The 23,687-nt window shown below is 40.2% G+C and carries 25 protein-coding genes; 10 read left to right on the top strand and 15 right to left on the bottom strand.

Annotation, left to right across the window (positions count from 1 at the left end):
- Nucleotides 1–4 precede the first annotated feature (4 nt).
- The 4 genes from CAP51_RS00660 to dapD form a co-directional block, all read right to left on the bottom strand.
- Nucleotides 5–466 (bottom strand): hypothetical protein, encoded by a 462-nt coding sequence (locus tag CAP51_RS00660; protein ID WP_087618793.1) that lies wholly within the window; start codon nucleotides 464–466, stop codon nucleotides 5–7.
- A 23-nt stretch (nucleotides 467–489) separates the two neighbouring features.
- Complete coding sequence (gene queC, locus CAP51_RS00655) at nucleotides 490–1,158, bottom strand: 7-cyano-7-deazaguanine synthase QueC (protein WP_087618792.1); 669 nt, start codon at nucleotides 1,156–1,158, stop codon at nucleotides 490–492.
- Nucleotides 1,159–1,253: 95 nt separating this feature from the next.
- Nucleotides 1,254–1,952, bottom strand: coding sequence for a 7-carboxy-7-deazaguanine synthase QueE (gene queE, locus CAP51_RS00650; protein ID WP_087618791.1), 699 nt, complete (start codon nucleotides 1,950–1,952; stop codon nucleotides 1,254–1,256).
- Between the two features lie 120 nt (nucleotides 1,953–2,072).
- Entirely contained in the window at nucleotides 2,073–2,894 is an 822-nt protein-coding gene (dapD, locus tag CAP51_RS00645; protein ID WP_087618790.1) for a 2,3,4,5-tetrahydropyridine-2,6-dicarboxylate N-succinyltransferase, read from the bottom strand.
- 226 nt (nucleotides 2,895–3,120) lie between these two features.
- On the opposite strand from dapD, the gene carO reads away from it, so the two are divergent.
- Nucleotides 3,121–3,849 carry an ornithine uptake porin CarO gene (gene carO / locus CAP51_RS00640; protein WP_087618789.1) on the top strand — a complete coding sequence of 243 codons (729 nt, stop codon included), beginning with the start codon at nucleotides 3,121–3,123 and terminating at the stop codon, nucleotides 3,847–3,849.
- A gap of 180 nt (nucleotides 3,850–4,029) precedes the next feature.
- A complete protein-coding gene (locus CAP51_RS00635) occupies nucleotides 4,030–4,641 on the top strand; it encodes a glutathione binding-like protein (protein WP_087618788.1) in 612 nt (203 codons plus the stop codon).
- Nucleotides 4,642–4,986: 345 nt separating this feature from the next.
- On the opposite strand, the gene CAP51_RS00630 is transcribed toward CAP51_RS00635, so the two are convergent.
- Both CAP51_RS00630 and CAP51_RS00625 read right to left on the bottom strand, forming a co-directional pair.
- Nucleotides 4,987–6,234 carry an MFS transporter gene (locus tag CAP51_RS00630; protein ID WP_087618787.1) on the bottom strand — a complete coding sequence of 416 codons (1,248 nt, stop codon included), beginning with the start codon at nucleotides 6,232–6,234 and terminating at the stop codon, nucleotides 4,987–4,989.
- 56 nt (nucleotides 6,235–6,290) lie between these two features.
- Nucleotides 6,291–7,445 carry an acyl-CoA dehydrogenase family protein gene (locus CAP51_RS00625; protein WP_087618786.1) on the bottom strand — a complete coding sequence of 385 codons (1,155 nt, stop codon included), beginning with the start codon at nucleotides 7,443–7,445 and terminating at the stop codon, nucleotides 6,291–6,293.
- 302 nt (nucleotides 7,446–7,747) lie between these two features.
- On the opposite strand from CAP51_RS00625, the gene CAP51_RS00620 reads away from it, so the two are divergent.
- The 5 genes from CAP51_RS00620 (at nucleotide 7,748) to CAP51_RS00600 (ending at nucleotide 13,455) form a co-directional block, all read left to right on the top strand.
- Complete coding sequence (locus CAP51_RS00620) at nucleotides 7,748–8,527, top strand: enoyl-CoA hydratase (protein WP_087618785.1); 780 nt, start codon at nucleotides 7,748–7,750, stop codon at nucleotides 8,525–8,527.
- Between the two features lie 2 nt (nucleotides 8,528–8,529).
- Nucleotides 8,530–10,047 carry a 3-hydroxyacyl-CoA dehydrogenase gene (locus CAP51_RS00615; protein WP_087618784.1) on the top strand — a complete coding sequence of 506 codons (1,518 nt, stop codon included), beginning with the start codon at nucleotides 8,530–8,532 and terminating at the stop codon, nucleotides 10,045–10,047.
- A gap of 11 nt (nucleotides 10,048–10,058) precedes the next feature.
- Complete coding sequence (locus CAP51_RS00610) at nucleotides 10,059–11,261, top strand: 3-oxoadipyl-CoA thiolase (protein WP_087618783.1); 1,203 nt, start codon at nucleotides 10,059–10,061, stop codon at nucleotides 11,259–11,261.
- Between the two features lie 12 nt (nucleotides 11,262–11,273).
- The gene (locus tag CAP51_RS00605; protein WP_087618782.1) at nucleotides 11,274–12,491 is read left to right on the top strand and encodes a CaiB/BaiF CoA transferase family protein; all 1,218 of its coding nucleotides are present in this window, start codon (nucleotides 11,274–11,276) and stop codon (nucleotides 12,489–12,491) included.
- Between the two features lie 118 nt (nucleotides 12,492–12,609).
- Nucleotides 12,610–13,455 carry an IclR family transcriptional regulator gene (locus CAP51_RS00600; RefSeq protein ID WP_087618781.1) on the top strand — a complete coding sequence of 282 codons (846 nt, stop codon included), beginning with the start codon at nucleotides 12,610–12,612 and terminating at the stop codon, nucleotides 13,453–13,455.
- 84 nt (nucleotides 13,456–13,539) lie between these two features.
- Here CAP51_RS00600 and CAP51_RS00595 read toward each other — a convergent pair whose 3' ends face one another.
- Nucleotides 13,540–13,974, bottom strand: a complete 435-nt coding sequence (locus tag CAP51_RS00595) for a PaaI family thioesterase (protein ID WP_087618780.1) — start codon at nucleotides 13,972–13,974, stop codon at nucleotides 13,540–13,542.
- Between the two features lie 413 nt (nucleotides 13,975–14,387).
- On the opposite strand from CAP51_RS00595, the gene CAP51_RS00590 reads away from it, so the two are divergent.
- Entirely contained in the window at nucleotides 14,388–16,070 is a 1,683-nt protein-coding gene (locus CAP51_RS00590) for a hypothetical protein (protein ID WP_140404381.1), read from the top strand.
- Between the two features lie 68 nt (nucleotides 16,071–16,138).
- On the opposite strand, the gene CAP51_RS00585 is transcribed toward CAP51_RS00590, so the two are convergent.
- From CAP51_RS00585 to CAP51_RS00555, 7 genes are all read right to left on the bottom strand, one after another.
- Nucleotides 16,139–16,924: a thiazole synthase gene (locus tag CAP51_RS00585; RefSeq protein WP_087619843.1), complete on the bottom strand. Its 786-nt coding sequence runs from the start codon at nucleotides 16,922–16,924 to the stop codon at nucleotides 16,139–16,141.
- A 26-nt stretch (nucleotides 16,925–16,950) separates the two neighbouring features.
- Nucleotides 16,951–17,148, bottom strand: a complete 198-nt coding sequence (gene thiS, locus CAP51_RS00580; protein WP_087619842.1) for a sulfur carrier protein ThiS — start codon at nucleotides 17,146–17,148, stop codon at nucleotides 16,951–16,953.
- A 13-nt stretch (nucleotides 17,149–17,161) separates the two neighbouring features.
- Nucleotides 17,162–17,527: a DUF423 domain-containing protein gene (locus CAP51_RS00575; RefSeq protein ID WP_087618778.1), complete on the bottom strand. Its 366-nt coding sequence runs from the start codon at nucleotides 17,525–17,527 to the stop codon at nucleotides 17,162–17,164.
- 67 nt (nucleotides 17,528–17,594) lie between these two features.
- Nucleotides 17,595–18,464, bottom strand: a complete 870-nt coding sequence (rpoH, locus tag CAP51_RS00570) for an RNA polymerase sigma factor RpoH (RefSeq protein WP_087618777.1) — start codon at nucleotides 18,462–18,464, stop codon at nucleotides 17,595–17,597.
- Between the two features lie 157 nt (nucleotides 18,465–18,621).
- The gene (locus tag CAP51_RS00565) at nucleotides 18,622–18,855 is read right to left on the bottom strand and encodes a sulfurtransferase TusA family protein (RefSeq protein ID WP_087618776.1); all 234 of its coding nucleotides are present in this window, start codon (nucleotides 18,853–18,855) and stop codon (nucleotides 18,622–18,624) included.
- On the bottom strand, nucleotides 18,856–19,590 hold the full coding sequence (locus tag CAP51_RS00560; RefSeq protein ID WP_087618775.1) for a UDP-2,3-diacylglucosamine diphosphatase: 735 nt from the start codon (nucleotides 19,588–19,590) through the stop codon (nucleotides 18,856–18,858).
- 45 nt (nucleotides 19,591–19,635) lie between these two features.
- Entirely contained in the window at nucleotides 19,636–20,145 is a 510-nt protein-coding gene (locus CAP51_RS00555; RefSeq protein WP_087618774.1) for a peptidylprolyl isomerase, read from the bottom strand.
- Nucleotides 20,146–20,334: 189 nt separating this feature from the next.
- On the opposite strand from CAP51_RS00555, the gene CAP51_RS00550 reads away from it, so the two are divergent.
- Entirely contained in the window at nucleotides 20,335–22,056 is a 1,722-nt protein-coding gene (locus tag CAP51_RS00550; RefSeq protein WP_087618773.1) for a glutamine--tRNA ligase/YqeY domain fusion protein, read from the top strand.
- A 55-nt stretch (nucleotides 22,057–22,111) separates the two neighbouring features.
- Here CAP51_RS00550 and CAP51_RS00545 read toward each other — a convergent pair whose 3' ends face one another.
- A complete protein-coding gene (locus tag CAP51_RS00545; RefSeq protein ID WP_087618772.1) occupies nucleotides 22,112–22,993 on the bottom strand; it encodes a LysR family transcriptional regulator in 882 nt (293 codons plus the stop codon).
- 234 nt (nucleotides 22,994–23,227) lie between these two features.
- On the opposite strand from CAP51_RS00545, the gene CAP51_RS00540 reads away from it, so the two are divergent.
- A complete protein-coding gene (locus tag CAP51_RS00540; protein ID WP_087618771.1) occupies nucleotides 23,228–23,569 on the top strand; it encodes an FKBP-type peptidyl-prolyl cis-trans isomerase in 342 nt (113 codons plus the stop codon).
- The last annotated feature ends 118 nt before the right edge of the window (nucleotides 23,570–23,687 follow it).

Here is a 23,687-nt window from a genome sequence, read left to right as displayed (position 1 = left end):
AAGATTATTTTTTCGCAGCAGCTTGAGCTTGTTGCGTTAATTTGGTTAATTTCTGATCCAAATCCGTTCCTACACATTTTTTAATGCTGTCACCTTGTTTTTTCATTAAGGAAACTTGTAGTTGTTCAAACTTGGTTTTATTTTTTGCATTGGCTGCACTTTGTAATTCCCATGTTTCTGCTGTAGTCACTTGACCTTCGGCAGTCACACTACATGAACATAATTTATTAACATCAGCTTGTGTTAATGCTTTATTGGCTACGGCTGTTTTATATTTAACGCTACAGGCTTTGACCAAACCACCACGAATATCCGAGCTTTTTGCCGCAGTTTCTAGACTTTTTTGATATTCCGCTTTTAATGCTTCAAATTCTGCTTGTGAACTATTGGCATCGGCTGCAAAAGCGGCTGAACCAAATAGGGTTGAACAGGCAATAACACCAGCTGTAAGTAATTTGATATTCATAATATTTTATCAGTTCCTAAAAATCACATGATATAGCGTGTTGGATCTGCAACATTTGCCTCGATAAAGCCTTGATGGCGTAATCGGCAGCTATCACATTTCCCACAAGCCCGGCCCTGATCGTCGGCTTGATAACACGATACGGTTTGGGAATAGTCTAACCCATGTTTTAATCCGAGCTGTATGATATTCGCTTTGGATAAATGTAACAGAGGTGTTTCAATTTTAATAGGATGGCCTTCGATGCCGGCTTTTGTCGCCAAATTTGCCATTTTTGTAAAGGCATCGATATATTCCGGACGACAATCGGGATAACCGGAATAATCCACCGCATTCACGCCAATCACAATGGCTTCAGCTTCCTTAACTTCGGCCAGTGCCAGCGCATAGGATAAAAAGATGGTATTACGCGCAGGAACATAGGTAATGGGAATACCATCTTGTAATTGTTCTGGTACATCTAGATTATGATCGGTGAGAGCAGACCCACCAATATTGCCCAGATCAATATTGATAATACGGTGTTCAAGTGCAAATTGTTGTGCCAGGATTTGGGCCGCTTTAAGCTCGCTGGTTGAGCGTTGACCATACATAAAACTAATGGCATAACAATCATAATGTGCAGCAGCCCATGCCAGACATGTACTGGAATCTAAACCACCTGATAATAAAACAACAGCTTTAGGGCGCATTGAACCAACCTATATCAAAAATTGCAGCGCTTGAATTTTATCACAGTCACATCTCAAGGAGGCATCAACTTGACAGGTCTAGGATAAAAATCGATCTAACGACCCTTTTCATCCTGCCAGAGCAGTTTGTGTAATTGCAATTGAAATTTGACTGGCAGATGGTCTTGTAAAATCCATCCGGCAAGTTGGCGGGCAAAAGCGGGTAATCTAACATCACCTTCTATCGCAAAAGCAGGAGAAAACCATACTGTCCCTACTTTTTGAGCCAATTGATGTCGAGCAAGAAAATCTTTTGCCCATTGATAATCATCTTCATCGCTAATGACGAATTTGATTTGATCATGTTGTGTAAGATGCTGATAGTTGTCAATCAGATTGCGATGTTCTTCACCACTGGAAGGAGTTTTTACGTCGACAATACGGGACACACGTGTATCAACCCTAGAAATATCCAACGCACCGCTGGTTTCCAGAGAAACACGATAACCTTTATTACATAGTGCACTTAATAAGGTTAGGCAATTGGGTTGGGCGAGGGGTTCACCACCGGTTACACAGACAAATTTTGCTTGATAGGAAGCAATTTGCTGATAAATGTCTTCGAGTGTCATGCGTTTACCGCCTTCAAAAGAATAGGTGGTATCACAATAATGACAACGCAAAGGGCATCCAGTTAATCGAACAAAAACCGTCGGGCTGCCGGCTTCGTTTGCTTCGCCTTGCAGGGAATAAAAAATTTCGGTAATTTTTAAACCTGCCGCAGGATCGGTAACAGGAATAAACTGGTTGCGCATAGACACAAATAAAATATCAGACAGAAATAGAAGGCCGATGATTTTACCCTAAATTAAATAAAAAAGCCCTCTACATTTATGTGAGGGCTTATTTTTTATTTTGGTTAATACTGCTTTGACTTAATCAGCACGTAATAAATCATTTAAGCTAGTTTTGGCACGGGTCTGTGCATCTACGCGTTTTACAATGATTGCTGCATATAAGCTATATTTACCGTCTTTCGATGGTAAGCTTCCAGGTACAACAACTGAACCTGCTGGTACACGACCATAATAAATTTCGCCAGTTTCGCGATCATAGATACGGGTTGATTGACCAATATAAACACCCATTGAAATCACGGAACCTTCTTCGATAATGACACCTTCAACGATTTCTGAACGTGCGCCAATAAAACAATTGTCTTCAATAATCGTCGGACCTGCTTGTAACGGTTCCAATACACCGCCAATACCAACACCACCTGATAAATGTACATTTTTACCAATTTGTGCACATGAACCAACTGTAGCCCAAGTATCTACCATGGTACTTTCATCAACATAGGCACCGATATTGACATAAGATGGCATTAATACGACATTTTTTGCGATGTAGCTGCCTTTACGTGCAACAGCAGGAGGAACTACACGGATGCCAGCATCTTTAAATTGTTGTTCAGTCCAAGCAGTAAATTTTGTATCTACTTTGTCAAAGAAACGTAAGTCGCAAGATTCAATCACTTGGTTATCATTTAATTTAAATGACAATAAAACGGCTTTTTTTAACCATTGATTAACAACCCACTCACCACCTTGTTTTTCTGCTACTCTTAAAGAACCATTATCCAAACCTGCTAGGGCTTGTTCTACTGCGTCACGGATGTCCTGAGGACAGTTGCTACTGGATAATTGGGCACGATCTTCAAAGGCTTGTTCGATAATTTGAGCGAGCTGGGACATAATCTTGTTCCGAAAATAAAATTTTGCAATATTCTACACGATTGGTTAAAGTTGCACAGTATTTTGTAATTTTTTGAAATAAAAATTATAGAATCAATATGTTATATGAAATGTATCAAAAGATTACAAAGAAAAAACAAAAAAACAGTCACTTTATCTCGTTTTTCACGTAAAATTACCCATAATTCAAACAACAATGTCGTTTGGGTATCTTGAGGAGTATAAAATGAAAATGTTACGTGTTTTAGCTGTAGCTGCCTTGGCAAGTTCTGCAACTTTTGCAATGGCAGATGAACAAGTCATCACTGAAGAAGGGATTGCATCTTTCTCTACTTTTAAACCAGCATCTGTTCGTGCCGAAGTGGGCACAACTGGTTACGGTGGTGCTTTAAGCTGGAGTGTTAATCCATATGTTGGTTTAACAGCTGGTTATAACGGTGGCGATATTTCTTGGTCTGATGATATCAAAGTCAATGGTACCAAATACGATTTAGATATGGACAATAAAACTGCTTATTTAAATGCAGAAATTCGCCCATTTGCCAACTGGTTCTATGTTGCTGCTGGTGTGGGTTATTTAGATAATACATACGATCTTCAAAAACGTATCGGTAATGGTAATACATTAAGCATTGATGGTAAAAACTATCAATTAGCTGTAGCTGGTCAAGAAGGTGGTGTTAAAGGTAATTTGCAATATAATAATGAGTTTGCACCTTACTTAGGTCTTGGTTTCTCTCCAGCAATTACTAATCGTTGGGGTTTATTTGGTGAAGTTGGTGCGTACTATACTGGTAATCCAGAAGTTGAGTTGGCTCAATATAACTTAGCTCCTGTTTCTGGTAATACGACTTCTGCTCAAGCTGCTGTTGATCGTGAAGCGCATAAAATTGCAAATGACGACAAATACAAATGGGCTCCAGTTGCTAAAGTTGGTGTAAGCTTCCGCTTCTAATTTTTAGTCAAGTAATCCATTGATAAAAGCGAGCTTCGGCTCGCTTTTTTGTATATAGGATTTGTGTTTCATCCTAGTAGTAATTTGATACATAAGTTGTCGCAAGATAAAACCTTTTAATACTTGCAAGTTTCTCAATAACATATTAAAACTAACAAGAGTTCATAACAGGGAAACACAATGAAGCTGTATTATGCGCCAGGTGCATGTTCTCTTGCATCACATATTATTTTAAATGAAATTAATGTTGATTTTGATTTGGAACGTGTTGATCTTAAAACACATACCACAGAAAAAGGGCAGGATTATTATACGATTAACCCAAAAGGTTATGTCCCTGCACTGGAAATTAATCCGGGGCTGATTCTTACCGAAAATGTTGCGGTCTTACCATTTCTAGCACAGCATGATCCAAAACAGGATCTTATCCCGCCATCAGGTTTGGGACGAGCCAAAGTACTCGAATGGCTAGGATATTTAAATTCCGAATTACATGATGCCTATGCAGTCTTTTTTGCTCAACCCATGGATGACGAGACTAAACAACGAGCTTATGTCGAAATTGATCGTTTATTACAATATGTAGAGGATTATTTGGCAGAAGTTGATACGGATTATCTGGTTGATGATAATTTCGGTCCGGCAGATGCGTATCTTTTTGTGTTGACAAACTGGTCTAAGGGTATAGGACACGATTTGTCTAAATTTAAAGAAATTAATGATCTTCGAGATGTGGTGTCGCAACGTCAATCTGTACAAATTGCGATGCGGGATGAAGGTTTAATTGATTAAAACTTATTTGATTAAAGCATGAATGAGATTTAATTTCACAGTTATATTCTGAACTGGAAAGTAAAAGTATTATCATGTTTAGGCCTATTGATGATCTATCAATAGGCCTTTTAATTGTTGAAATAAATGATTTAAAAATGAAGGAACATAGAAATCGTAACCGAACAAACAAGCATAATGGATCTTTTATATTGTAGATTTAATGTTTTGGTACAGCTGATTTTTTCGATTCATAAGACATGTATTTATCCCCTTTAAATAAGACATACGGCATGTTTAAGTTATAAACATGCCGTAGTCATCCGCTATTAAATTTCTAAGGAATGATCTCTATTGATCTTATTCTTATGCAGCTTTTTGCGGATCATAGAGTTTTTCTTTGATGAATAATGCAGGGATTAGACCGCAAATAAAGTAGGCCGCACCCATTACCACAAAGCCCATACCAATCGAACCGCCACTGGCAAGATAGCCAATGGTTGCAGGGGCAATGGCCGCGCCTAAACGCCCCACATTATATGCGCCGCCAATGGCTGTACCACGGATAATGGTTGGAAAGCTTTCTGTCATATAGGTTGCATTTACACCATAAGGAATACCATATAGGAATCCAAAAGCCACCAATAAATATAGGATATTTGCAGGGGAGTTATAAAATACAATCAGGGGCAGAAAAATTGCAGTACCCATTGCACCAAAAGCATAAGTAAAACGACGACCTAATTTATCCGCCATAAATCCGGCCAGAACTTTACCTAAGATCATTGCAGTATATGTGCCTACCATATAGGACGTCATTTCTTTGAACTTCATCCCCAGTTCGCTTTCCAGATAGGTTGGCATCCAGTTGTTGACACCATAGTAACCGAATTGCAGAAAACCAGCAGTTAAAGCCCACAAGATAAACATGTTGCGATTTTTCTTGTCCTGAAAAATAGTTTTCCAGGTCGATTCTGCTTTTTCTGCTGGGTTGAGATCAACTTTTTTGAAACGATTTTCTTGCCATGATGCAGGTTCTGGTACCAAAAAGTGCATAAGAATCGCCATGATAATTGGAATAGCTGCAACATAAAACAGCATGCGCCAGCCATGATCCGGAATGATCCAGCCTGCAAGCAATGTTGCGACAATATAACCAACCGTCCATCCAGCTTGGAGCGTACCGAGGATTGTGGTGCGATATTTTGTTGGGACGTATTCAGCCATCAATGTATTACTGGCGATATATAAAGAACCTAAACCTAATGATGCGAAGAAACGTAAAATACCAAATTCCCAAAAACTATGGGTAAATCCAAGACCACAGGTGAGAATTGAGAAGGTCAGAATCGAAATGACCACGACCCGCACACGACCAAACTGATCACATGCCCAGCCACCAAAAATGCCGCCGATTGCCATACCCGCAAGTGTAAAACTACCCAGCATGCCGGCTTCTACAGAACTCAGTCCAAAATCTGCTTTAATGCTATTCAAGCTATATGAAAGCAGCATTAGATCTGCACCATCTACCAGTAATGCCAGAAAGGCAAAGAAGAAAGCTATTTTCCACGTATGTGGGCCAATCCTAGCGAGTGTATTTGTTACAGTCATAATCCATTACCTAAAAAAAGGACCAGTCATAAGGGAATGATGACTGGTCCAAACTGTTAACGAGTTGCTTCACGGATCATATTACGAGCAATAATGACCTGTTGAATTTGTGTTGTACCTTCATATAAACGGAATAGACGTACATCACGGTAGAAACGCTCAATGGCATATTCACTGATATATCCTGCACCACCATGAATTTGCACACCACGATCTGCAACACGACCACACATTTCGGTTGCAAACATTTTTGCACATGAGGCTTCAGTGCTTACATTTTTGCCTGCATCACGCAAACGGGCTGCATCCAGTACCATACATTTTGCAGCATAAATTTCTGCCTTGGAGTCTGCCAACATGCCTTGAATCAATTGAAAGTTGGCAATTGGCTGATTAAATTGTTTACGTTCAATCGCATATTTTAAGGAGTCATCGAGCATACGCGTTGCTGCTCCAACACTCAGTGCCGCAATATGAATACGTCCTTTATCCAGCACCTTCATTGCGGTTTTAAAGCCAATACCTTCTACACCACCAATTAAGGCAGATGCCGGAATACGACAATTTTCAAAGATGACATCACAGGTATGCGCACCTTTTTGTCCCATTTTTTTGTCACGTTTACCCAGTGAAATACCAGGAGTTTTACTATCGACAATAAAAGCCGAAATTGCAGAAGAGCCTTTTATGTCTGGATTGGTACGTGCCATAACTGTAAATACACCTGCATGTGGTGCATTGGTAATAAATCGTTTGGTACCATTGAGAATATATTCATCACCATCTTTTACTGCTGTTGTTTTTAATGAGGCAGCATCAGAACCGGAATCTGGTTCGGTTAAACAGAATGAACTGATGATTTCACCACTGGCCAAGCGTGGTAGAAAATATTGTTTTTGCTCTTCTGTACCATCAATGATCAAACCAGAAGCACCAATACCATTGTTGGTACCGATCAGTGAACGAAAAGCAGGGGAAGTACGGCCCAGCTCAAATGCAACATAAACTTCTTCTTCCATGGTCAGGCCAAGGCCTTCATATTCTTCAGGAATTGTTAAACCAAACAATCCTAACGCCTTCATTTGCTGAATGATTTCCGATGGAATTTCATCTGTTTCTGCAATGAGTTCTTCATTTGGGATTAATACACCCTCAACAAACTGATGAATCATATCGATCAACTGGTCTAAGGTTTCCTGATCACGAACCATGTTCTAACTCCATTTTAGAATTGATGAGCTTAGTGGCATATCTGTAGCTTGGTTGAGTTTGATCGACTCAACAAATTTTCATGCATACTAATTCAACTTTGATACAATAATCAATATATATGAAAATAAATTTCGCAATGCGATATATTTATCGTTTTTAAATCAATATTAATGATCTGTTTATATTTTATTTTTAGTAATTGGCAGAATTTGTAAATATTTTATACGTTATTTTTGGAATTTACAGCATCAAATAACAAGTATATTATGTTTTAAGTATCGCAGTGCGAAATGAGATTACTATGGAAAGTCAACAAATTTTGAAATTAGATATCCGTGAAGATGGTGTAGCAATCATTGAAATACATCGTCCCGAAGCGAGAAATGCTTTGAATCTTGCTTTGCGCCAAGCGCTCTCCGAGACCTTTCGGCAATTGAATCATGATGCTTCTGTTCGCGCCATTGTATTGACCGGTGGTGAAAAGGTTTTTGCTGCTGGCGCTGATATCAAGGATTTTGCCACTGCCAGTACTGCCCAGATGTATTTACGTCATACCGAACAATACTGGCAAAGTATTATTGACTGTACCAAGCCGATTATTGCTGCTGTCAATGGTTATGCGCTGGGTGGTGGTTGCGAGCTTGCTATGCATGCCGACATGATTATTGCTGGTCGTTCGGCCCAGTTTGGACAGCCCGAAGTGAAACTAGGCTTGATGCCTGGCGCAGGTGGCACTCAGCGGTTACTTCGGGCGATTGGCAAATTTCAGACCATGCTGCTGGTACTGACTGGTAAATTTATTGGTGCTGAGGAGGCCAAACAAATGGGACTGGTTTCCGAAGTGGTTGAGGATGCAAACACGATTGAACATGCAGTGGAACTGGCAAAAACGATTGCCGGTTTTTCTCCTATTGCAGTACAGCAAATCAAGGAAGTTACCAATCTAGGACAGGATATGTCCTTGCAAGCGGCGTTGAGTCTAGAGCGTAAAGCATTCCAGATTTTATTTGATACCAAAGATCAAAAAGAAGGTGTGAATGCTTTTTTTGAAAAACGTCCAGCTCGATATCAGGGAGAATAATCATGGCAATTCAAATAATGGCACTGATTGGTACAGGTGTTATGGGAATGGGGATTGCACAAATCGCAGCGCAAGCCGGCATTGATGTACGTTTGTTTGATGCCAGAGCTGATGCGGCTGAGCAGGGTTTGGCAAAACTCAAACTTACCTTGGAAAAGTTACAGGCGAAAGGGAAAATTAGCCAACAGCAATTTACCGATACACTTGCTCATTTACATATTGTAGAAAATATTGAAGCAATTGCCGGGGTCGATTTGGTGGTTGAAGCTATCATCGAGAATCTGGAAATTAAGCAAAATTTGTTTAAACAGCTTGAATCAATTGTCTCGGACAGCACCATTTTGGCAACAAATACGTCTTCACTTTCCGTCACTGCGATTGCTTCGGTGCTGGAACATCAGGGGCGTATGGCTGGACTACATTTTTTTAATCCTGTACCACTGATGAAAGTGGTGGAAGTGATTGCTGGATTTGCAACAAAAGAAGATGTGATAACCGAGCTGCTTGCCTTTGCTTCACACATTGGACATTGTGGTGTCCGTACCAAAGATACACCTGGATTTATTGTCAATCATGCTGGTCGTGCTTACGGTACAGAAGCCCTGAAAATATTAGGGGAAGGTGTGACTACAGTCAGTGAAATCGATCGTATTTTACGTGAAGGTGCAGGATTTCGCATGGGACCACTGGAGTTGTTTGATTTGACAGGTCTAGATGTGTCACACCCTGTTATGGAATCAATTTTTAACCAGTTTTATCAGGAAGACCGCTATCGTCCACATCCATTAACTCGCCAAATGTTAGCTGGTAAAAAAGTCGGACGGAAAGTAGGTGAAGGCTTCTATAAATATGTCGATGGCGCTAAGACAAACGAAGCACCAAGACAGACTGTACCACAAGTTGCGGCTTATTCGTCAGTCTGGATTAAGGCAGATCGGGAACAGGATGCTGTAATCCTACGCCAGTTTATTCAGATGCAAGGGCTGGTTTGTGACAATGCCGAACAACCTGCATCTGAGAGTTTAATTCTGTTGGCAACTTATGGTGAAGATACCACCACTGCGGCATTACGTTTTGGTGTTGATGCAACGAGGGCGGTCAATATTGATCTGCTGACAGACTTTGATAAACATCGTACATTGATGCCATCCATTGTGACACAACAATCTTATATTGATCAGGCACATGCGATTTTTGCCAGAGATGGTCATGGGGTCAGCATCATTGCAGAAAGTGTTGGCTTTATTGCACAACGTGTGCTGGCAATGGTTGTGAATTTGGCCTGTGATATTGCTCAACAAAAAATCGCCACAGTCACAGATATTGATAAAGCAGTGAAATTAGGATTGGGGTATCCCTATGGACCGATTTCATGGGGAGATGTGCTTGGAAGTGAGCGTATTTTACTGATTCTGGAACGTATGTATAGCAATACGGGCGATCAGCGCTATCGACCAAGTCCTTGGTTAAAACGCCGTTCAGCGCTAAACCTGTCTTTACTTCACAGCTCTACCATTTAAGGAATGATGAAATGTTAAATGCCTATATTTATGACGGTGTGCGTACACCATTTGGCCGTCACGCTGGTTGTCTGGCGACGGTTCGGCCTGATAACCTAGCGGCACATGTGATTAAAGCATTACTTGAAAAACATCAGCTTCCCAATGATATTTTTGCCGATGTAATTTTGGGTAATACCAATCAGGCAGGTGAAGACAGCCGTAATATTGCTCGTCATGCCACTTTGCTTGCCGGGCTGGATGTTAAGACGCCGGCACAAACGGTCAATCGTTTATGTGCTTCCGGTTTAGCTGCGGTTATTGATGCAGCCCGCGCGATTACCTGTGATGAAGGAGATATTTTTATAGCGGGCGGAGTGGAGTCTATGTCTCGTGCGCCTTTTGTATTTGCTAAATCTGAAGCACCTTTTAGTCGTGACTTTACTGTATTTGATTCAACCATCGGCGCACGTTTTCCAAATCCGTTGCTAGAAAAACAATTTGGCGATGACACCATGCCAAAAACAGGAGATAACGTTGCGGTTGAATATGGTATCAGTCGTGAAGCGGCAGATATTTTTGCAGCAGCATCACAAGCCAAATATGAAGTCGCACGACAATCCGGTTTTTTTGACGGTGAAATTGTCGCAGTAGAAGTGGCACAGGGGCGTAAATTGCCGCCTAAACTGGTGAACACAGATGAGCATCCACGTCCTTCTTCTAATCTTGAAACCTTACAAAAGCTTCGACCATTGTTTGAAGGTGGTGTGGTGACAGCAGGCAATGCTTCTGGCGTGAATGATGGTGCAGCGGCATTATTGATTGGTTCTGCACAGGCCGAACAGACTCTGGGTATTAAGCCCATGGCAAAAATTCTTTCCTCTGCGGCTGCCGGTATAGAACCACGTATCATGGGTGCAGGCCCGATTGAAGCCATTAAACTGGCATTGAAACGTGCCAAGCTAACGCTAGATGATATGGATATTATTGAAATTAATGAAGCCTTTGCCTCACAAGTGCTGGCCTGTTTAAAGGGACTGGATATTGCGTTTGATGATCCACGAGTGAACCCGAATGGTGGTGCGATTGCAGTTGGTCATCCGCTGGGTGCTTCGGGTGCTCGTTTGGCATTATCGACAGCGCGTGAGTTACAGCGTAGTGGCAAAAAATATGCTGTGATCAGCTTGTGTATAGGTGTGGGGCAAGGTCTCGCAATGGTTATTGAACGGATATAAAAGAGAAAAGACATGGGTGCATTAGAGGGAATACGTGTACTGGATTTAAGTCGAGTGCTGGCTGGTCCGTGGTGTGGTCAAATCCTTGCCGATCTGGGCGCAGAGGTGATCAAGATTGAACGTCCAAAAACAGGTGATGACACACGTTTGTGGGGACCGCCGTGGATGAAAGATGATCAGGGTGAAGATACTCACGAAGCTGCATATTATCAGTCGACAAACCGTAATAAACTGTCTATTGCAATTGATATTTCGACAGTTGAAGGTCAAGAGCTGGTGCGTGCGCTGGTGGCTGAATCTGACGTGCTAATTGAGAACTATAAAGCAGGTTCGCTTAAAAATTATGGTCTAGACTACGATACATTAAAAGAAATTAATGACAAACTGGTGTATTGCTCCATTACTGGCTTTGGTCAGACTGGACCACGGGCAGCAGAGCCGGGGTATGATTTTATTATTCAGGGAATGGGCGGTTTAATGTCTGTGACCGGAGAAAAAGATGATTTGCCGGGTGGTGGTCCACAAAAAGTCGGGGTCGCATTTGCCGATTTAGCCACAGGCTTGTATTCAACCATTGCAATTCAGGCTGCCTTACTGAATCGTACGATCACGGGGCTGGGACAATATATTGATATGGCTTTGCTGGATGTACAAGTTGCGACACTGGCAAATCAGGGTATGAATTATTTGGCATCGGGTAAAGTGCCGGGACGATACGGCAATGCACATGCGAATATCGTACCTTATCAAGTCTTTAAAGCTGTAGATCAGGAGTTTATTATTGCCTGTGGTAATGATAAACAGTTTGTTGCCTTAAGTCAGGCCATTGGATTGGCTGACTTGCCCAAAGACCCACGTTTTGCCACCAATACTTTACGGATCAAACATCGTACCGAAATTGGTGAACTGCTAGCAGCACATTTTATGACCAATACGGCAAAACATTGGGTTGAAGTAATTCATGCAGCCAAAGTTCCTGTGGGTTTGATCAACAATTTACAACAGGCATTTGCAGAACCTCAAGTTCAGGCGCGCAATATGCTAATTGAAATGAAGCATCCATTAAAAGATAAACTGCAAGTGATTGGTTCGCCGATTAAACTTTCACGTACACCGGTAGAATACAAGAAAGCACCGCCAATGCTGGGCGAGCATACTGATGAAATCTTGGCTCGAATCGTTGATCGCGAAAAACTGGCAGCACTACGTGATAAAGGTATCGTTGGATAATTATTCGCAGTTATCTTGAAGAAGCAACTTTTAATCGGTTGCTTCTTTGCCATCAATACAAGATTTATATTATAATTTTCGCCATGCGAAACAAAATTAAAGAGTTTAGGCGAATTAAATGACAGAAGTAACCGAGGCTGAACAGGCAGAGAAGCTACTTGCTCCATTAAGACATGAACTTTTGCATCCCATTGAAGATATGCAAGATGAAAATGATCGTCAATATATTACGGCGCTTGCTCGTGGATTAGAATTATTACGTTGTTTTTCGCCCAAGCATCCACATCTGGGTAATCAGGAATTATCCCATATGACAGGTTTACCCAAACCGACTATTACCCGTTTAACACATACGCTGTCACGTCTGGGTTATTTAAAACAAGTACCCAATTCAAGTAAATTTCAGCTTTCGGTGGGCGTGCTTGCTTTTGGTTATTCGATGTTATCCAATTTGTCGATTCGTTCTATTGCTCATCCGTATATGAAAGAGTTGGCGGATTATGCAGGCGCTGCAGTTGCCATGACAACTCGTGATCGTCTTAACATGATTTATCTGGATGTTGTGCAAGGTAAAGGCAATATCACCATGCGACGGCAGGTGGGTACTTATTTACCGATTCATTTAAGCTCAGTCGGACGTGCCTGTTTGGCAGCCATTCCTGTTGATGAACGTGAATTTTTACTTAATGCCATTCGAGCCCGACATAAAGATGACTGGATCAAAATTAATCGTGAATTAGATAAGGCATTTAAAGATTATCAGGATTTTGGTTATTGTTTTTCGATTGGTGAATGGCATAAAGATGTAAACTCCGTTGCTGTACCGTATTATCATGAGCAACATGGATTATTGGTCTTTAACTGTGGAGGACCAAGTTTTATTCTCAATCGTGAAAAGCTAGAAGATGATATTGCGCCACGCTTATTACATATGGTTAACAATATCCGCAATGAAGTTGGTTAAGGAAAGGGAATAGTCTGGGCCGATCCAAGAAGCATTCAGAAGCAAGCTTCCACAGGAAACTTGCCCATCATATCAATTTAGTTGCTATTTACGGATAATCATCAATGTGGCTGTTGCATGAGCATAGATTTTATTGTTTTCATCAATAATACGGCCTTCGGTGATCACCAGTGTTCGTCCTAAATTAATCAACTGTCCGACACCACGATAGGTCTTTCCGGATTGCATGGGACGGATCATTTTAATATTCAGATCGGTGGTGACAAAATTAACCCCTTTTTCCATCATGGTATGTGCAGCAGCGCCAGTGACGCTATCCAGAACCGTTGCACCAAACCCACCATGGATGCCACCTTGTAGATTGATATGTGTATCTTCCGGAGTTACTTCATAGACAATATAACCTTGTTGTACTTCAACCAGTTTCATTGGAATAATCTTGGCCATGGGTGCGTGCGGGATTTCACCATTTTTAACAGCGGTTAAAAATTCTAAACCTGTATATTCGACCTTAGACATCTATGAATACTTCCTTTTTTGCGATTTCCTTTATTTTAATGTTTTTTGGATTAATTTAAAATAAAATACCGCATTGTAAAATAAAATTTTATATTTATCTTGTGGTATTTTACTTATTATCGTTTGTACTCGTTATGTGATTTCAATATAGATAAAACCTCAACGTACCAATAACAAATGCAAATATTAATAAAGGCTTAAGAAGATGAGACTAGAAGGGAAAATGAATTAAGCATCAAAAATAGTGTTTGTTTTTTTATACAAAAATAATAAAAAATGTTAAAATCATCAAAATATTTTTTTATTTAGTTTTATATCTCACAATTAAAAAGTGTGCATTTATGATTTATATCCCTTATCTATTGAGATCTGAACTGATTCAAATCGATCCGTTGTTAGATATAGATTGGCAAATGCAGCTCGAAAACATTTTTGCATCTCTTGATATGGATGTGAAAATAGAAATTGATAAACAAATTTTACGTCCCAAACAAATCATTTGGCATCGTATTTCTAATACCTTTGAAAGCAAGGTCGACACTTCACTTCAGGTGTTAAAGTTTAAATTAGAAAATCCACGTATGCGAGAAGTGGTCAGTAATATACTGGATTCTTTACAATTTATTCATCAAAACAATAACGTATTATTTTTTGCAGACTATATTGAAAATGTTTTAAAACAAATTGATGAAATTGTGGTTGAAGATGATTTGAAACTCCTTGAGGAGAAAGAATCAATTCGTAAGGTTTTTTTATATCATATTGCCAAAATTATTCGTAAAAAAGAGCTGGTGATTGTTGATAACATTCGACATCTCACTGCCGATCAAGTGAAAAATTTTATTCTTGAAGTATATATTAAGCATCAAATTCTCGGTTATTGGTATCGACCTTTAAGTTCATTTGAGGTGCAGCAGGAAAAACATTTTTTCTTTAAATATTATATTCGTAAAGAACAAAAAATTCGTAAATTTGCCGTAGTTAAAACGAGCCGATATTATTTCTTTTTGGCGCCTGGGAAAAAAGTTGAAGAGAATATTTATTCAATTCGTCGTTTTTTGACCGAACAAGTAATTGAATATAATAATAAAACTTATATTTTTGGTTTGGTTCTACCCCTCAATCCAGCTGCCGAAAAAAGCTATATCGACTGGTTCAAGTCACTGATGGAAAAAATGGTGACCATTGAATATAAAGTGCATAAGACTGTGATTGATATAGTGGCACAAATGGAGTTTAGCTTTAGTCAGGAAATTACCCCATTATTTATAGAACCTATTGCATTGACAGAAAAAAATCTTGATTTGGTGATTTCTAATCATATTCTCAATATTGAAAATGTCATTGTAGAAAAAATTTTGACGCCATTGAAAAGAGCACTGGAACAGGATTTAACCCATCAGGATGAATATGATTTTGTCTTTCATAGTCTGCGTAATATGTTTCAAGAAATGCTGAACTGTTTTGATGTTTTTAAACAACAACCTTTATTAATTTTTAATCATAAAATACAAGAATTTGGCTATAGATTGCTCAGTTACTTAAAGTTATTGGAACGTCGTCGGGATGAGTTGTTTGTCCCTTTATCGGCAGAGGAATATAAAATTGTCAATCGTCGGGCACAGGCTCCGATTGAGGCGCTGTATCATGCAATTCAACATAAACTGGAACAATATCTGGCTTTACAGCTCGAATTGAAAGAGGTTGAACGCACTCGAGTCAAACGTTCAAATGGTGGTATGTTTAGTGCGTTTTTACCGAAACAGAAAGTACAGAAAAGCTATGGTGACTTATTTCATGATGCAATGCTGTTAAAGAAAATGGCATATCAGGATTTATTGTTTATACCCAGACAATACAAAAAATATTGTGTGATGATTCAGGATGAAAATCTCATGTCCATTCAAGGGTGTGAAACATATTACGCATTTAGTAATGGTGAAAATGGCATTAATTTATTACCGATTTTATTCCATATTCAGAATGATTTAACCGATTTTAGTATTGAAAAAATTTTTACCACACTCAATCAGGCCATGGTGACTTATAATCCTTTTAGCCCGCAAAAAGATGATGGATTTTTTATAGAAAGTTAAATTAGAAAAGCAAAAACCCTATCCATGACATATATCATCAATAGGGCAGAATAAAGCAAGAAAGAATATTACTTAAAGAAATATCCCGTTTCTGGTGAGCTAGCATGTGCCAGACGTTTGCGTGGCATACGACCAGCAAGATAAGCTTCACGACCAGCTTCTATGGCTTTTTTCATGGCACTTGCCATTAGGATAGGGTGTTGTGCCTGTGCAATCGCGGTATTCATTAACACACCATCACAACCCAGTTCCATCGCAATTGCAGCATCACTTGCAGTACCGACACCGGCATCGACTAAAACAGGGACTTTGGCATTTTCGATAATTAAGGATAACGTGTGCGGATTTAAAATACCCAGACCAGAACCAATTAGGCTGCCTAAAGGCATGATCGCTACACAACCCATGGATTCAAGTTCCTGGGCCACAATAGGATCATCCGAGGTATAGACCATGACATCAAAACCGTCATCAATCAAAACTTGCGCTGCTTTTAAGGTTTCCACTACATTGGGATAAAGAGATTCCTGATTCCCCAGCACTTCAAGTTTGACCAGATTGTGCCCATCAAGTAATTCGCGCGCCAGTTGACAGGTACGTATTGCACTTTTTGCATCAAAACAGCCAGCAGTATTGGGAAGAATGGTATATTTTTCTGGCGGAATCACCGAAAGCAGATTGGGCTGGTTTGGGTCTTGTCCGATATTTACCCGGCGAATGGCTACGGTAACAATTTCTGCTCCACTGGCTTGTATCGCTGCGCCAGTTTCTTGTAAATCCTTATATTTACCTGTTCCAACCAATAAGCGTGAGTTAAATTCGCGTTGTCCTATTTTAAAGCTTGAATCTTGCATAATGTTTTTAGCTATAACCTCCATATTTAACCGCCACCCACTGCATGGATGATTTCTATACGATCATTTGGCGCAATTGGTGTTTCGGCCAAACGACTTTTGGGAATGATTTGCTCATTCAATTCGACTGCAAACCGTTTACCTTCCAGATGAAGGTCCTGAACCAATGCTAACAGGTCAAGGTGGGTTGTTTGTTGGCTTTCGCCATTTAAAATAATGGAGATGGTCATATCGTATCTAGTGTGCTGTTTTAAATGCTTGCCATGCCAGTGTGAGCCAGCCCAGAATCATGAATAAACCGCCAATTGGTGTGATTGCACCCAAACCTCTGGGTAGGCCGAGTGCCATGATATAGAGTGAACCACAGAAAAAGACAATACCAATTTGAATCAACCAGAAGGGTGTTTTGATTGCCAGTTGCGGTAAGGTCCTGGCGATAATGCCTAAAGCCAGTAAACCCAAAGCATGATAAAAAAAGTAATCTGTAGCCGTTTGCCACCAGACCAGTTGCTCAGGAGAGGCAACTTTTTTTAAACCATGCGCCCCGAATGCACCCAACATAACGGCAAGTGCTAAATTTATTGCAGCGATACCCAGCCACATATCGTGCTCCTATTTTTTTGTAACCAATAAAAAGGCATCTAAATGATGCCTAAGTGTAACCTGATTTTTAGCCCGCAGACATGGCAACTTTGATTTTTTCCATTGCATTTTTTTCGAGCTGACGGATACGCTCTGCGGATACATTATATTCTGCTGCAAGTTCGTGTAAAGTGGATTTATTATCATCCAACCAGCGACGTTGCAGAATATTACGTGAGCGATCATCCAGTTGTTCCATGGCTTCATGTAACGCATGGGTATTTTGGTCTTCCCAGTCTTCTTCTTCAATTAGGCGGGCAGGATCGTAGCGGTTATCTTCCAGATATAATGCTGGCGCAGTGTAATGACTGTCATCGTCATCATCATTTTGTGCTTCAAATGCAGCATCATAGGCAGTGAGGCGACCTTCCATTTCCAGAACTTGTTCCGGGGTCACGTTTAAATCATTGGCAATTGCCTGTGCTTCTTCCAGTGTGAGTTTTTTACTGGATTTTTTTAGACTGCGTAGATTAAAGAACAATTTGCGCTGTGCTTTGGTGGTGGCAACTTTAACGATACGCCAGTTACGAATTACATATTCGTGAATTTCGGCTTTAATCCAATGGACTGCAAAGGAAACTAGACGCACGCCCATGGTCGGGTCGAAGCGTTTTACTGCTTTCATCAGGCCTAAATTGCCTTCCTGAATTAGATCCCCCTGTGGTAAACCATAACCTGCGTAACTGCGTGCGATATGAACCACAAAACGTAAATGTGACATTACCAGCATTTTGGCAGCATCAAGATCCTGATCATAATAATAGCGTTCGGCAAGTTCTTTTTCTTGCTCTGCGGTTAGAATCGGAATTTGATTCACCGTACTGATATAGGCACCGAGATTTACACCTGGCGCAGACAACGACAGGGGCATCAATTGGTTGCTACTGTCAGTAGTCATGTAAACTCCTTGATAGGGTATGGAATTCCCAAAGCTTTATCTTAAAGAGAAGCCCAATAATATGTAAGTGAGAATGCGTTTAAATATGTAAATAAATAATTTTAAAGTGAGTTTAAGCGCTTGGCAATCGCTTTATCGATCACCGAAGATGTATTGGTTAATTTTCAATATAATAATGAAATTCATCATTTTGAATTTCAGTTTTCAGTAATTTAAGTTGTTGTACCTGACAAAAATGCACCAGATCCTGCTGACTATGGGGATCGGTACTTTTAACCAAAATAATTTGACCTGATGGCAGGGTTTTTAAGGTACGTTTTAACATTAAAATTGGCATCGGGCAGGGTTGTTGCCGGGCATCGACAAGCTGGTTAACATGAAGTTCGGACATTTAAAATTGCCAGTCAAAAAATTCTATATCAGTTGCAGAGCGCAATAACAAAACTTTAGCACAACCATGCTGCGCTTGCCCATCTTTTTCACGCCAGTCACCTAATACGATACGCTGTTGTGTCGGTGAAATCTCATGAATTGCAGGACGATGGGTATGTCCATGAATCAGCAGATTGATTCCCTGAATTTGTCGCAATACTTCTGCCTGATTGACATCAATGGGTTGATAATGCTGAGTTGTTTGCCGAGCCTGACTTTTTTTACGGAAAAAATCGCCTAAACGTTTTTTTAAATAAAAAGGTAATAATTTCAATATGCCAAGTAATAGCGGATTACGAATAATTTTTTTAAAGCGTTGATAAGCTACATCATCAGTACATAAAGCATCGCCATGTTCCAGCCGGATGTGTAAACCTTGCCATTGATAGATATAAGGTTCAATTAATAGTTGTCCGCCAAAACGGTCCAGAAATTGTTGCCCCAGAACAAAATCACGATTGCCACACAGAAAATAAACCGTGTTTCCAGTTGCAGTAAAGGCTCTGAGTTGTTTGACAATCGGCAATAACCATTCTCCGGGATCGCCATCGGATAACCAGGCATTAAACCAGTCACCTAGAATATAGAGTGCAGTGGGTTGCTGTTGATAATGTTGTAGTAATGATAAAAACCCGTGAACCAGTCGGGGGTGATCTTCTGAGAGGTGTAAATCCGAAATAAATAATTGTTGCATAAGTATCAGCTTCCCTCCTTATGAAAAGGAGGGAAAGAAGATGGATTATTCAGCAATGATTTTTGCAGATTCAATCACAACATTTTCTAATGGCACATCTTGATGGTAGCCACGGCTGCCAGTGCGTACGTTTTTGATGGCATTCACTACATCCATACCTTCAACAACTTTACCAAATACAGCATAGCCCCAACCTTGTGCGGTTTTACCGGTATGGTTAAGGAACGCATTATTTTTCACATTGATAAAAAATTGTGCAGATGCAGAATGTGGCGCTTGTGTACGCGCCATTGCCACAGTCCCTTCATCATTGGTTAAGCCATTATCAGCTTCATTTTCAATTGAATCGCGGGTTGCTTTTTCCTTGAAGTTTTCATCCATACCGCCACCTTGGATCATAAAACCATCAATCACACGGTGAAAAATCACACCATCATAGAAACCATCACGAACATACTGTAAAAAGTTCTCTACAGTTTTAGGCGCTTTTTCACTGTTTAACTCTAGTACAATACGACCTTTATTGGTGTTTAATTCAACTTGAGGAAAACTCATTGATACATCTCCTGATCATGGACTGTAAAAAGCCATGTGTTTTTAGTTGAGAGAAGGATAAGCAAACTGTAAACTGCATGGCAAGTAAAAAAACAAATTTTCCATATAGAAAATTGCTATTTTGAGCAGGATTCCCGAAAATTTGTACTTTGTTGTTTAACTTTAACCTAATTTTAGTGATGTATGACTATGAACTCAAAAGATGCTGTAACTCATGTGCCGAATATTCCTTCAACAAATTCTGATGTTGCAAGCGAACAGCAAGTACAGCAACAGCCGGGTTTAGATTTCATCCGTCAGGTGATTACCGATGATCTGGACAGTGGTCGTACACAACATGTGGTAACACGCTTTCCACCTGAACCAAATGGTTATTTACATATTGGCCATGTCAAAGCCATTTGTCTGAATTTTGGAATAGCAGAAGAATATAACGGTTATTGTAATTTGCGGTTTGATGATACCAATCCGGATGCCGAAGAGCAGGAATATGTTGATGGTATTGCCAATGATGTCAAATGGCTGGGATTTCAGTGGCAAGATCAGCCACGTTATGCTTCCAGCTATTTTGAGCAATTGTATCAATGGGCATTGCAATTGATACAACAGGGCGATGCCTATGTGGATTTACAAACTCCGGAAGAAATTCGTATCAACCGTGGTAATTTTAATGAGGCGGGTAAAAATTCACCGTATCGTGATGCCAGTGTAGATGAAAATCTGGCACGATTCGAGCAAATGCGTAATGGCGAATTGGGCGAAGGCGAAGCGGTATTGCGTGCCAAAATTGATATGGCCAGCGCAAATGTCCATATGCGTGATCCGATTTTATATCGTGTGTTGCATTCCGACCATCATCAAACAGGGGATACCTGGAAAATTTATCCGATGTATGATTATGCTCATCCGTTATCCGATGCCATTGAAGGGGTGACACATTCCTTGTGTACATTGGAGTTTCAGGATCATCGTCCATTCTATGATTGGGTGATTGAAAAAGTTCATTCACAGGCTGTGCCACGTCAGTATGAGTCTTCCCGTTTAAATATTGACTACACCATTACCTCAAAACGGAAATTACGTCGTCTGGTTGAAGGTGGCTTTGTCAATGGCTGGGATGATCCGCGTATGCCAACTGTGGTCGGTATGCGCCGTCGTGGTTTTACCGCAGAAGGCTTAAAAGATTTCTGTAAACGTGTTGGTGTATCCAAAACGGATGGTATCGTCGATGTGGCGATGCTGGAATTTTGTATTCGTCAATCACTGGAAAATACTGCTGCACGTGGTATGGCTGTGTTAAATCCATTAAAAGTCACCTTAACCAATTTGCCTGAAGAACTGGACTTAAGTCATGCGCGTCATCCAAATGTGGACATGGGAGAACGGATTATTCCTTTGACCAAGGAAATCTATATTGATCGTAAGGATTTTGAAGAAGTTCCACCAAAAGGCTTTAAACGGTTGATTCCACAGGGGGAAGTACGTTTACGTCATGCCTATGTGATTAAATGTGATGAAGTGATTAAAGATGCCAATGGCGAAGTGATCGAATTGAAATGCTCAATTGATCCGGACACACTGGGTAAAAATCCGGAAGGCCGTAAAGTCAAAGGTGTAATTCACTGGGTCTCTGCTTCCAAAGGTATTCCTGCCGAAGTGCGTATTTATGAGCGTTTATTTACTGTAGCCGATCCGGAACAGGGTGAAGATTTTCTGGAAAATTTAAATCCAGATTCTCTCAAAGTGGTGCAGGCTGTGGTTGAACCAGCATTGGCTCTGGCAGAAAAAGAGCAGCGTTTCCAGTTTGAACGGGAAGGTTATTTTGTCGCAGATCGCTATGATCATTTATATGAAAAACCAGTATTTAACCGTATTCTAGATTTAAGAGACAGCTTTAAAGCACCTAAATAAGTCACGGTTATTTTATTCAGCGGATCTAAAAAAGACTTCAAATTTGAGGTCTTTTTTATGCTTTATGTCTTGATTGTTTGACCAGCTCGATAAAGTGCTGTGCAGCTTTACCCAAGGGTCTTTCCCGACTCCAGACCAGATCGATACATAAGGTAATACTTGGACAGAAATCTTCTACATCAATGAGTGCCAGCGTTTGATTTTTTAAATGATCTTCAATATAGGATTGCGGTAAAAAGCCCCAAGCAAGACCAGCATGAATAATATCCACAGCAAAATATTGATTATCTGTTTGCCAACTATGATAAGACAATTGCAAAACTGAGGTGGATTGATTTTCACGGCTATTAAACACGATCTGGCGATGCTGTAATAAATCATCATAACTGGCTTTTTGATGGTATAAGGGGTGATTAGGCGCAACTACAGCCACCATATTTTCTTTACCAATTTCGATAAATTGTTCAATCCCATTTAGGCTTTGACGTTCCAGTAAAATGGCAAAATTGACGCGACCCGACAATACCGATTCCAGTGCTTCCTGTTGCGGTAAGGTTAAAATTTCTAATTTTAATAAAGGATAATATTCACTAAGTTGCCGAAATATATTGGTCCAGATCAGGCTTTCCAATTCTGTGGCAAAGGCAATACTCAAGACTGGTTCAACATGATCGGCAAGTTGTAGAGCGTGGTTCTGCCATTGTTGCATCACGGCTAGTGTTTGTAAGGTGGATCGGTAAAGACTTAAAGCAGCCGGTGTTGGTTGTGGTTCGCGTTTGGAGCGATCAAACAGACTTAATGCCAATTCATCTTCGAGTTGGGAAATCGCCATACTCACAGCTGAGGGGGCTTTACCCAGTTTTCGCGCGGTGGCAGAAAATGATCCGGTTTCTATCGCGGTTTTGAATACCAGTAAAAGTTCCTGATTAAGATTCATCAATGATCTTCCCAAAAATAAAAAAATGCAGTCCAAAGGGGAACAAGGACTGCAAATACGATAATCTGCCTGGAGAACAGATTACCTTAAAATTGATCATTGGGCATGATTCTTATCTATCAATCTTGTTTATTAATATGGCGATTAAAAAAGCAAAATCAAGGTGTAATCTTTGCTTTTATTGTTTGTTAGAAACAGTTTATCATATGTTCATCAGTATGGGACATCAAAATCATGACAGAACAGTTGGAAATCATAGACTTAATCGTGGGTGAGGGGAAGGCAGCAGTCAAAGGTGCATTGATTAAAACCCACTATACTGGCTGGTTAAATGATGGAACAAAATTTGATTCCTCCCATGACCGCGGTCAATTATTCCAGTGCGTGATTGGTACAGGTCGGGTAATCAAAGGCTGGGATCAGGGAATTATGGGCATGAAAGTGGGAGGTAAACGAAAACTTATTGTACCTGCGCATCTTGCCTATGGTGAACGTCAAATTGGTCAAATGATTCCAGCCAATTCGGATTTAATCTTTGAAATAGAATTATTTGAAGTGCTTACTCGGGATGAGTAGAACGATCCTATACAAATCTTTTTGATTTAAAAAAGGATTGAATGATTGCTGAGTATTTTCCGTTGCCTCACATTGTAACGGAATTTATAAAAACTAGTATTTATGTCAAAATTTGCGC

The sequence above is a fragment of the Acinetobacter populi genome, from assembly GCF_002174125.1.
GTDB classification, from domain to species: Bacteria; Pseudomonadota; Gammaproteobacteria; order Pseudomonadales; family Moraxellaceae; genus Acinetobacter; species Acinetobacter populi.
Note: the sequence above shows the minus strand (reverse complement) of the source record. Positions and strands in the feature narration are given on the sequence as shown.

Excerpts from the sequence above, each read along its gene's own strand:
- dapD (WP_087618790.1), bottom strand. The coding sequence starts at position 2,894 with ATGTCCCAGCTCGCTCAAATTATCGAACAAGCCTTTGAAGATCGTGCC.
- CAP51_RS00575 (WP_087618778.1), bottom strand. The coding sequence starts at position 17,527 with ATGTGGCTGGGTATCGCTGCAATAAATTTAGCACTTGCCGTTATGTTG.
- CAP51_RS00600 (WP_087618781.1), top strand. The coding sequence starts at position 12,610 with ATGACAGAAGTAACCGAGGCTGAACAGGCAGAGAAGCTACTTGCTCCA.
- CAP51_RS00615 (WP_087618784.1), top strand. The coding sequence starts at position 8,530 with ATGGCAATTCAAATAATGGCACTGATTGGTACAGGTGTTATGGGAATG.
- CAP51_RS00610 (WP_087618783.1), top strand. The coding sequence starts at position 10,059 with ATGTTAAATGCCTATATTTATGACGGTGTGCGTACACCATTTGGCCGT.
- CAP51_RS00555 (WP_087618774.1), bottom strand. The coding sequence starts at position 20,145 with ATGAGTTTTCCTCAAGTTGAATTAAACACCAATAAAGGTCGTATTGTA.
- queE (WP_087618791.1), bottom strand. The coding sequence starts at position 1,952 with ATGCGCAACCAGTTTATTCCTGTTACCGATCCTGCGGCAGGTTTAAAA.
- CAP51_RS00560 (WP_087618775.1), bottom strand. The coding sequence starts at position 19,590 with ATGCAACAATTATTTATTTCGGATTTACACCTCTCAGAAGATCACCCC.
- CAP51_RS00545 (WP_087618772.1), bottom strand. The coding sequence starts at position 22,993 with ATGAATCTTAATCAGGAACTTTTACTGGTATTCAAAACCGCGATAGAA.
- CAP51_RS00620 (WP_087618785.1), top strand. The coding sequence starts at position 7,748 with ATGGAAAGTCAACAAATTTTGAAATTAGATATCCGTGAAGATGGTGTA.
- rpoH (WP_087618777.1), bottom strand. The coding sequence starts at position 18,464 with ATGACTACTGACAGTAGCAACCAATTGATGCCCCTGTCGTTGTCTGCG.
- CAP51_RS00630 (WP_087618787.1), bottom strand. The coding sequence starts at position 6,234 with ATGACTGTAACAAATACACTCGCTAGGATTGGCCCACATACGTGGAAA.
- CAP51_RS00625 (WP_087618786.1), bottom strand. The coding sequence starts at position 7,445 with ATGGTTCGTGATCAGGAAACCTTAGACCAGTTGATCGATATGATTCAT.
- CAP51_RS00565 (WP_087618776.1), bottom strand. The coding sequence starts at position 18,855 with ATGTCCGAACTTCATGTTAACCAGCTTGTCGATGCCCGGCAACAACCC.
- CAP51_RS00660 (WP_087618793.1), bottom strand. The coding sequence starts at position 466 with ATGAATATCAAATTACTTACAGCTGGTGTTATTGCCTGTTCAACCCTA.
- CAP51_RS00635 (WP_087618788.1), top strand. The coding sequence starts at position 4,030 with ATGAAGCTGTATTATGCGCCAGGTGCATGTTCTCTTGCATCACATATT.
- queC (WP_087618792.1), bottom strand. The coding sequence starts at position 1,158 with ATGCGCCCTAAAGCTGTTGTTTTATTATCAGGTGGTTTAGATTCCAGT.
- CAP51_RS00540 (WP_087618771.1), top strand. The coding sequence starts at position 23,228 with ATGACAGAACAGTTGGAAATCATAGACTTAATCGTGGGTGAGGGGAAG.
- carO (WP_087618789.1), top strand. The coding sequence starts at position 3,121 with ATGAAAATGTTACGTGTTTTAGCTGTAGCTGCCTTGGCAAGTTCTGCA.
- CAP51_RS00595 (WP_087618780.1), bottom strand. The coding sequence starts at position 13,974 with ATGTCTAAGGTCGAATATACAGGTTTAGAATTTTTAACCGCTGTTAAA.
- CAP51_RS00605 (WP_087618782.1), top strand. The coding sequence starts at position 11,274 with ATGGGTGCATTAGAGGGAATACGTGTACTGGATTTAAGTCGAGTGCTG.
- CAP51_RS00590 (WP_140404381.1), top strand. The coding sequence starts at position 14,388 with ATGCAGCTCGAAAACATTTTTGCATCTCTTGATATGGATGTGAAAATA.
- CAP51_RS00550 (WP_087618773.1), top strand. The coding sequence starts at position 20,335 with ATGAACTCAAAAGATGCTGTAACTCATGTGCCGAATATTCCTTCAACA.
- CAP51_RS00585 (WP_087619843.1), bottom strand. The coding sequence starts at position 16,924 with ATGCAAGATTCAAGCTTTAAAATAGGACAACGCGAATTTAACTCACGC.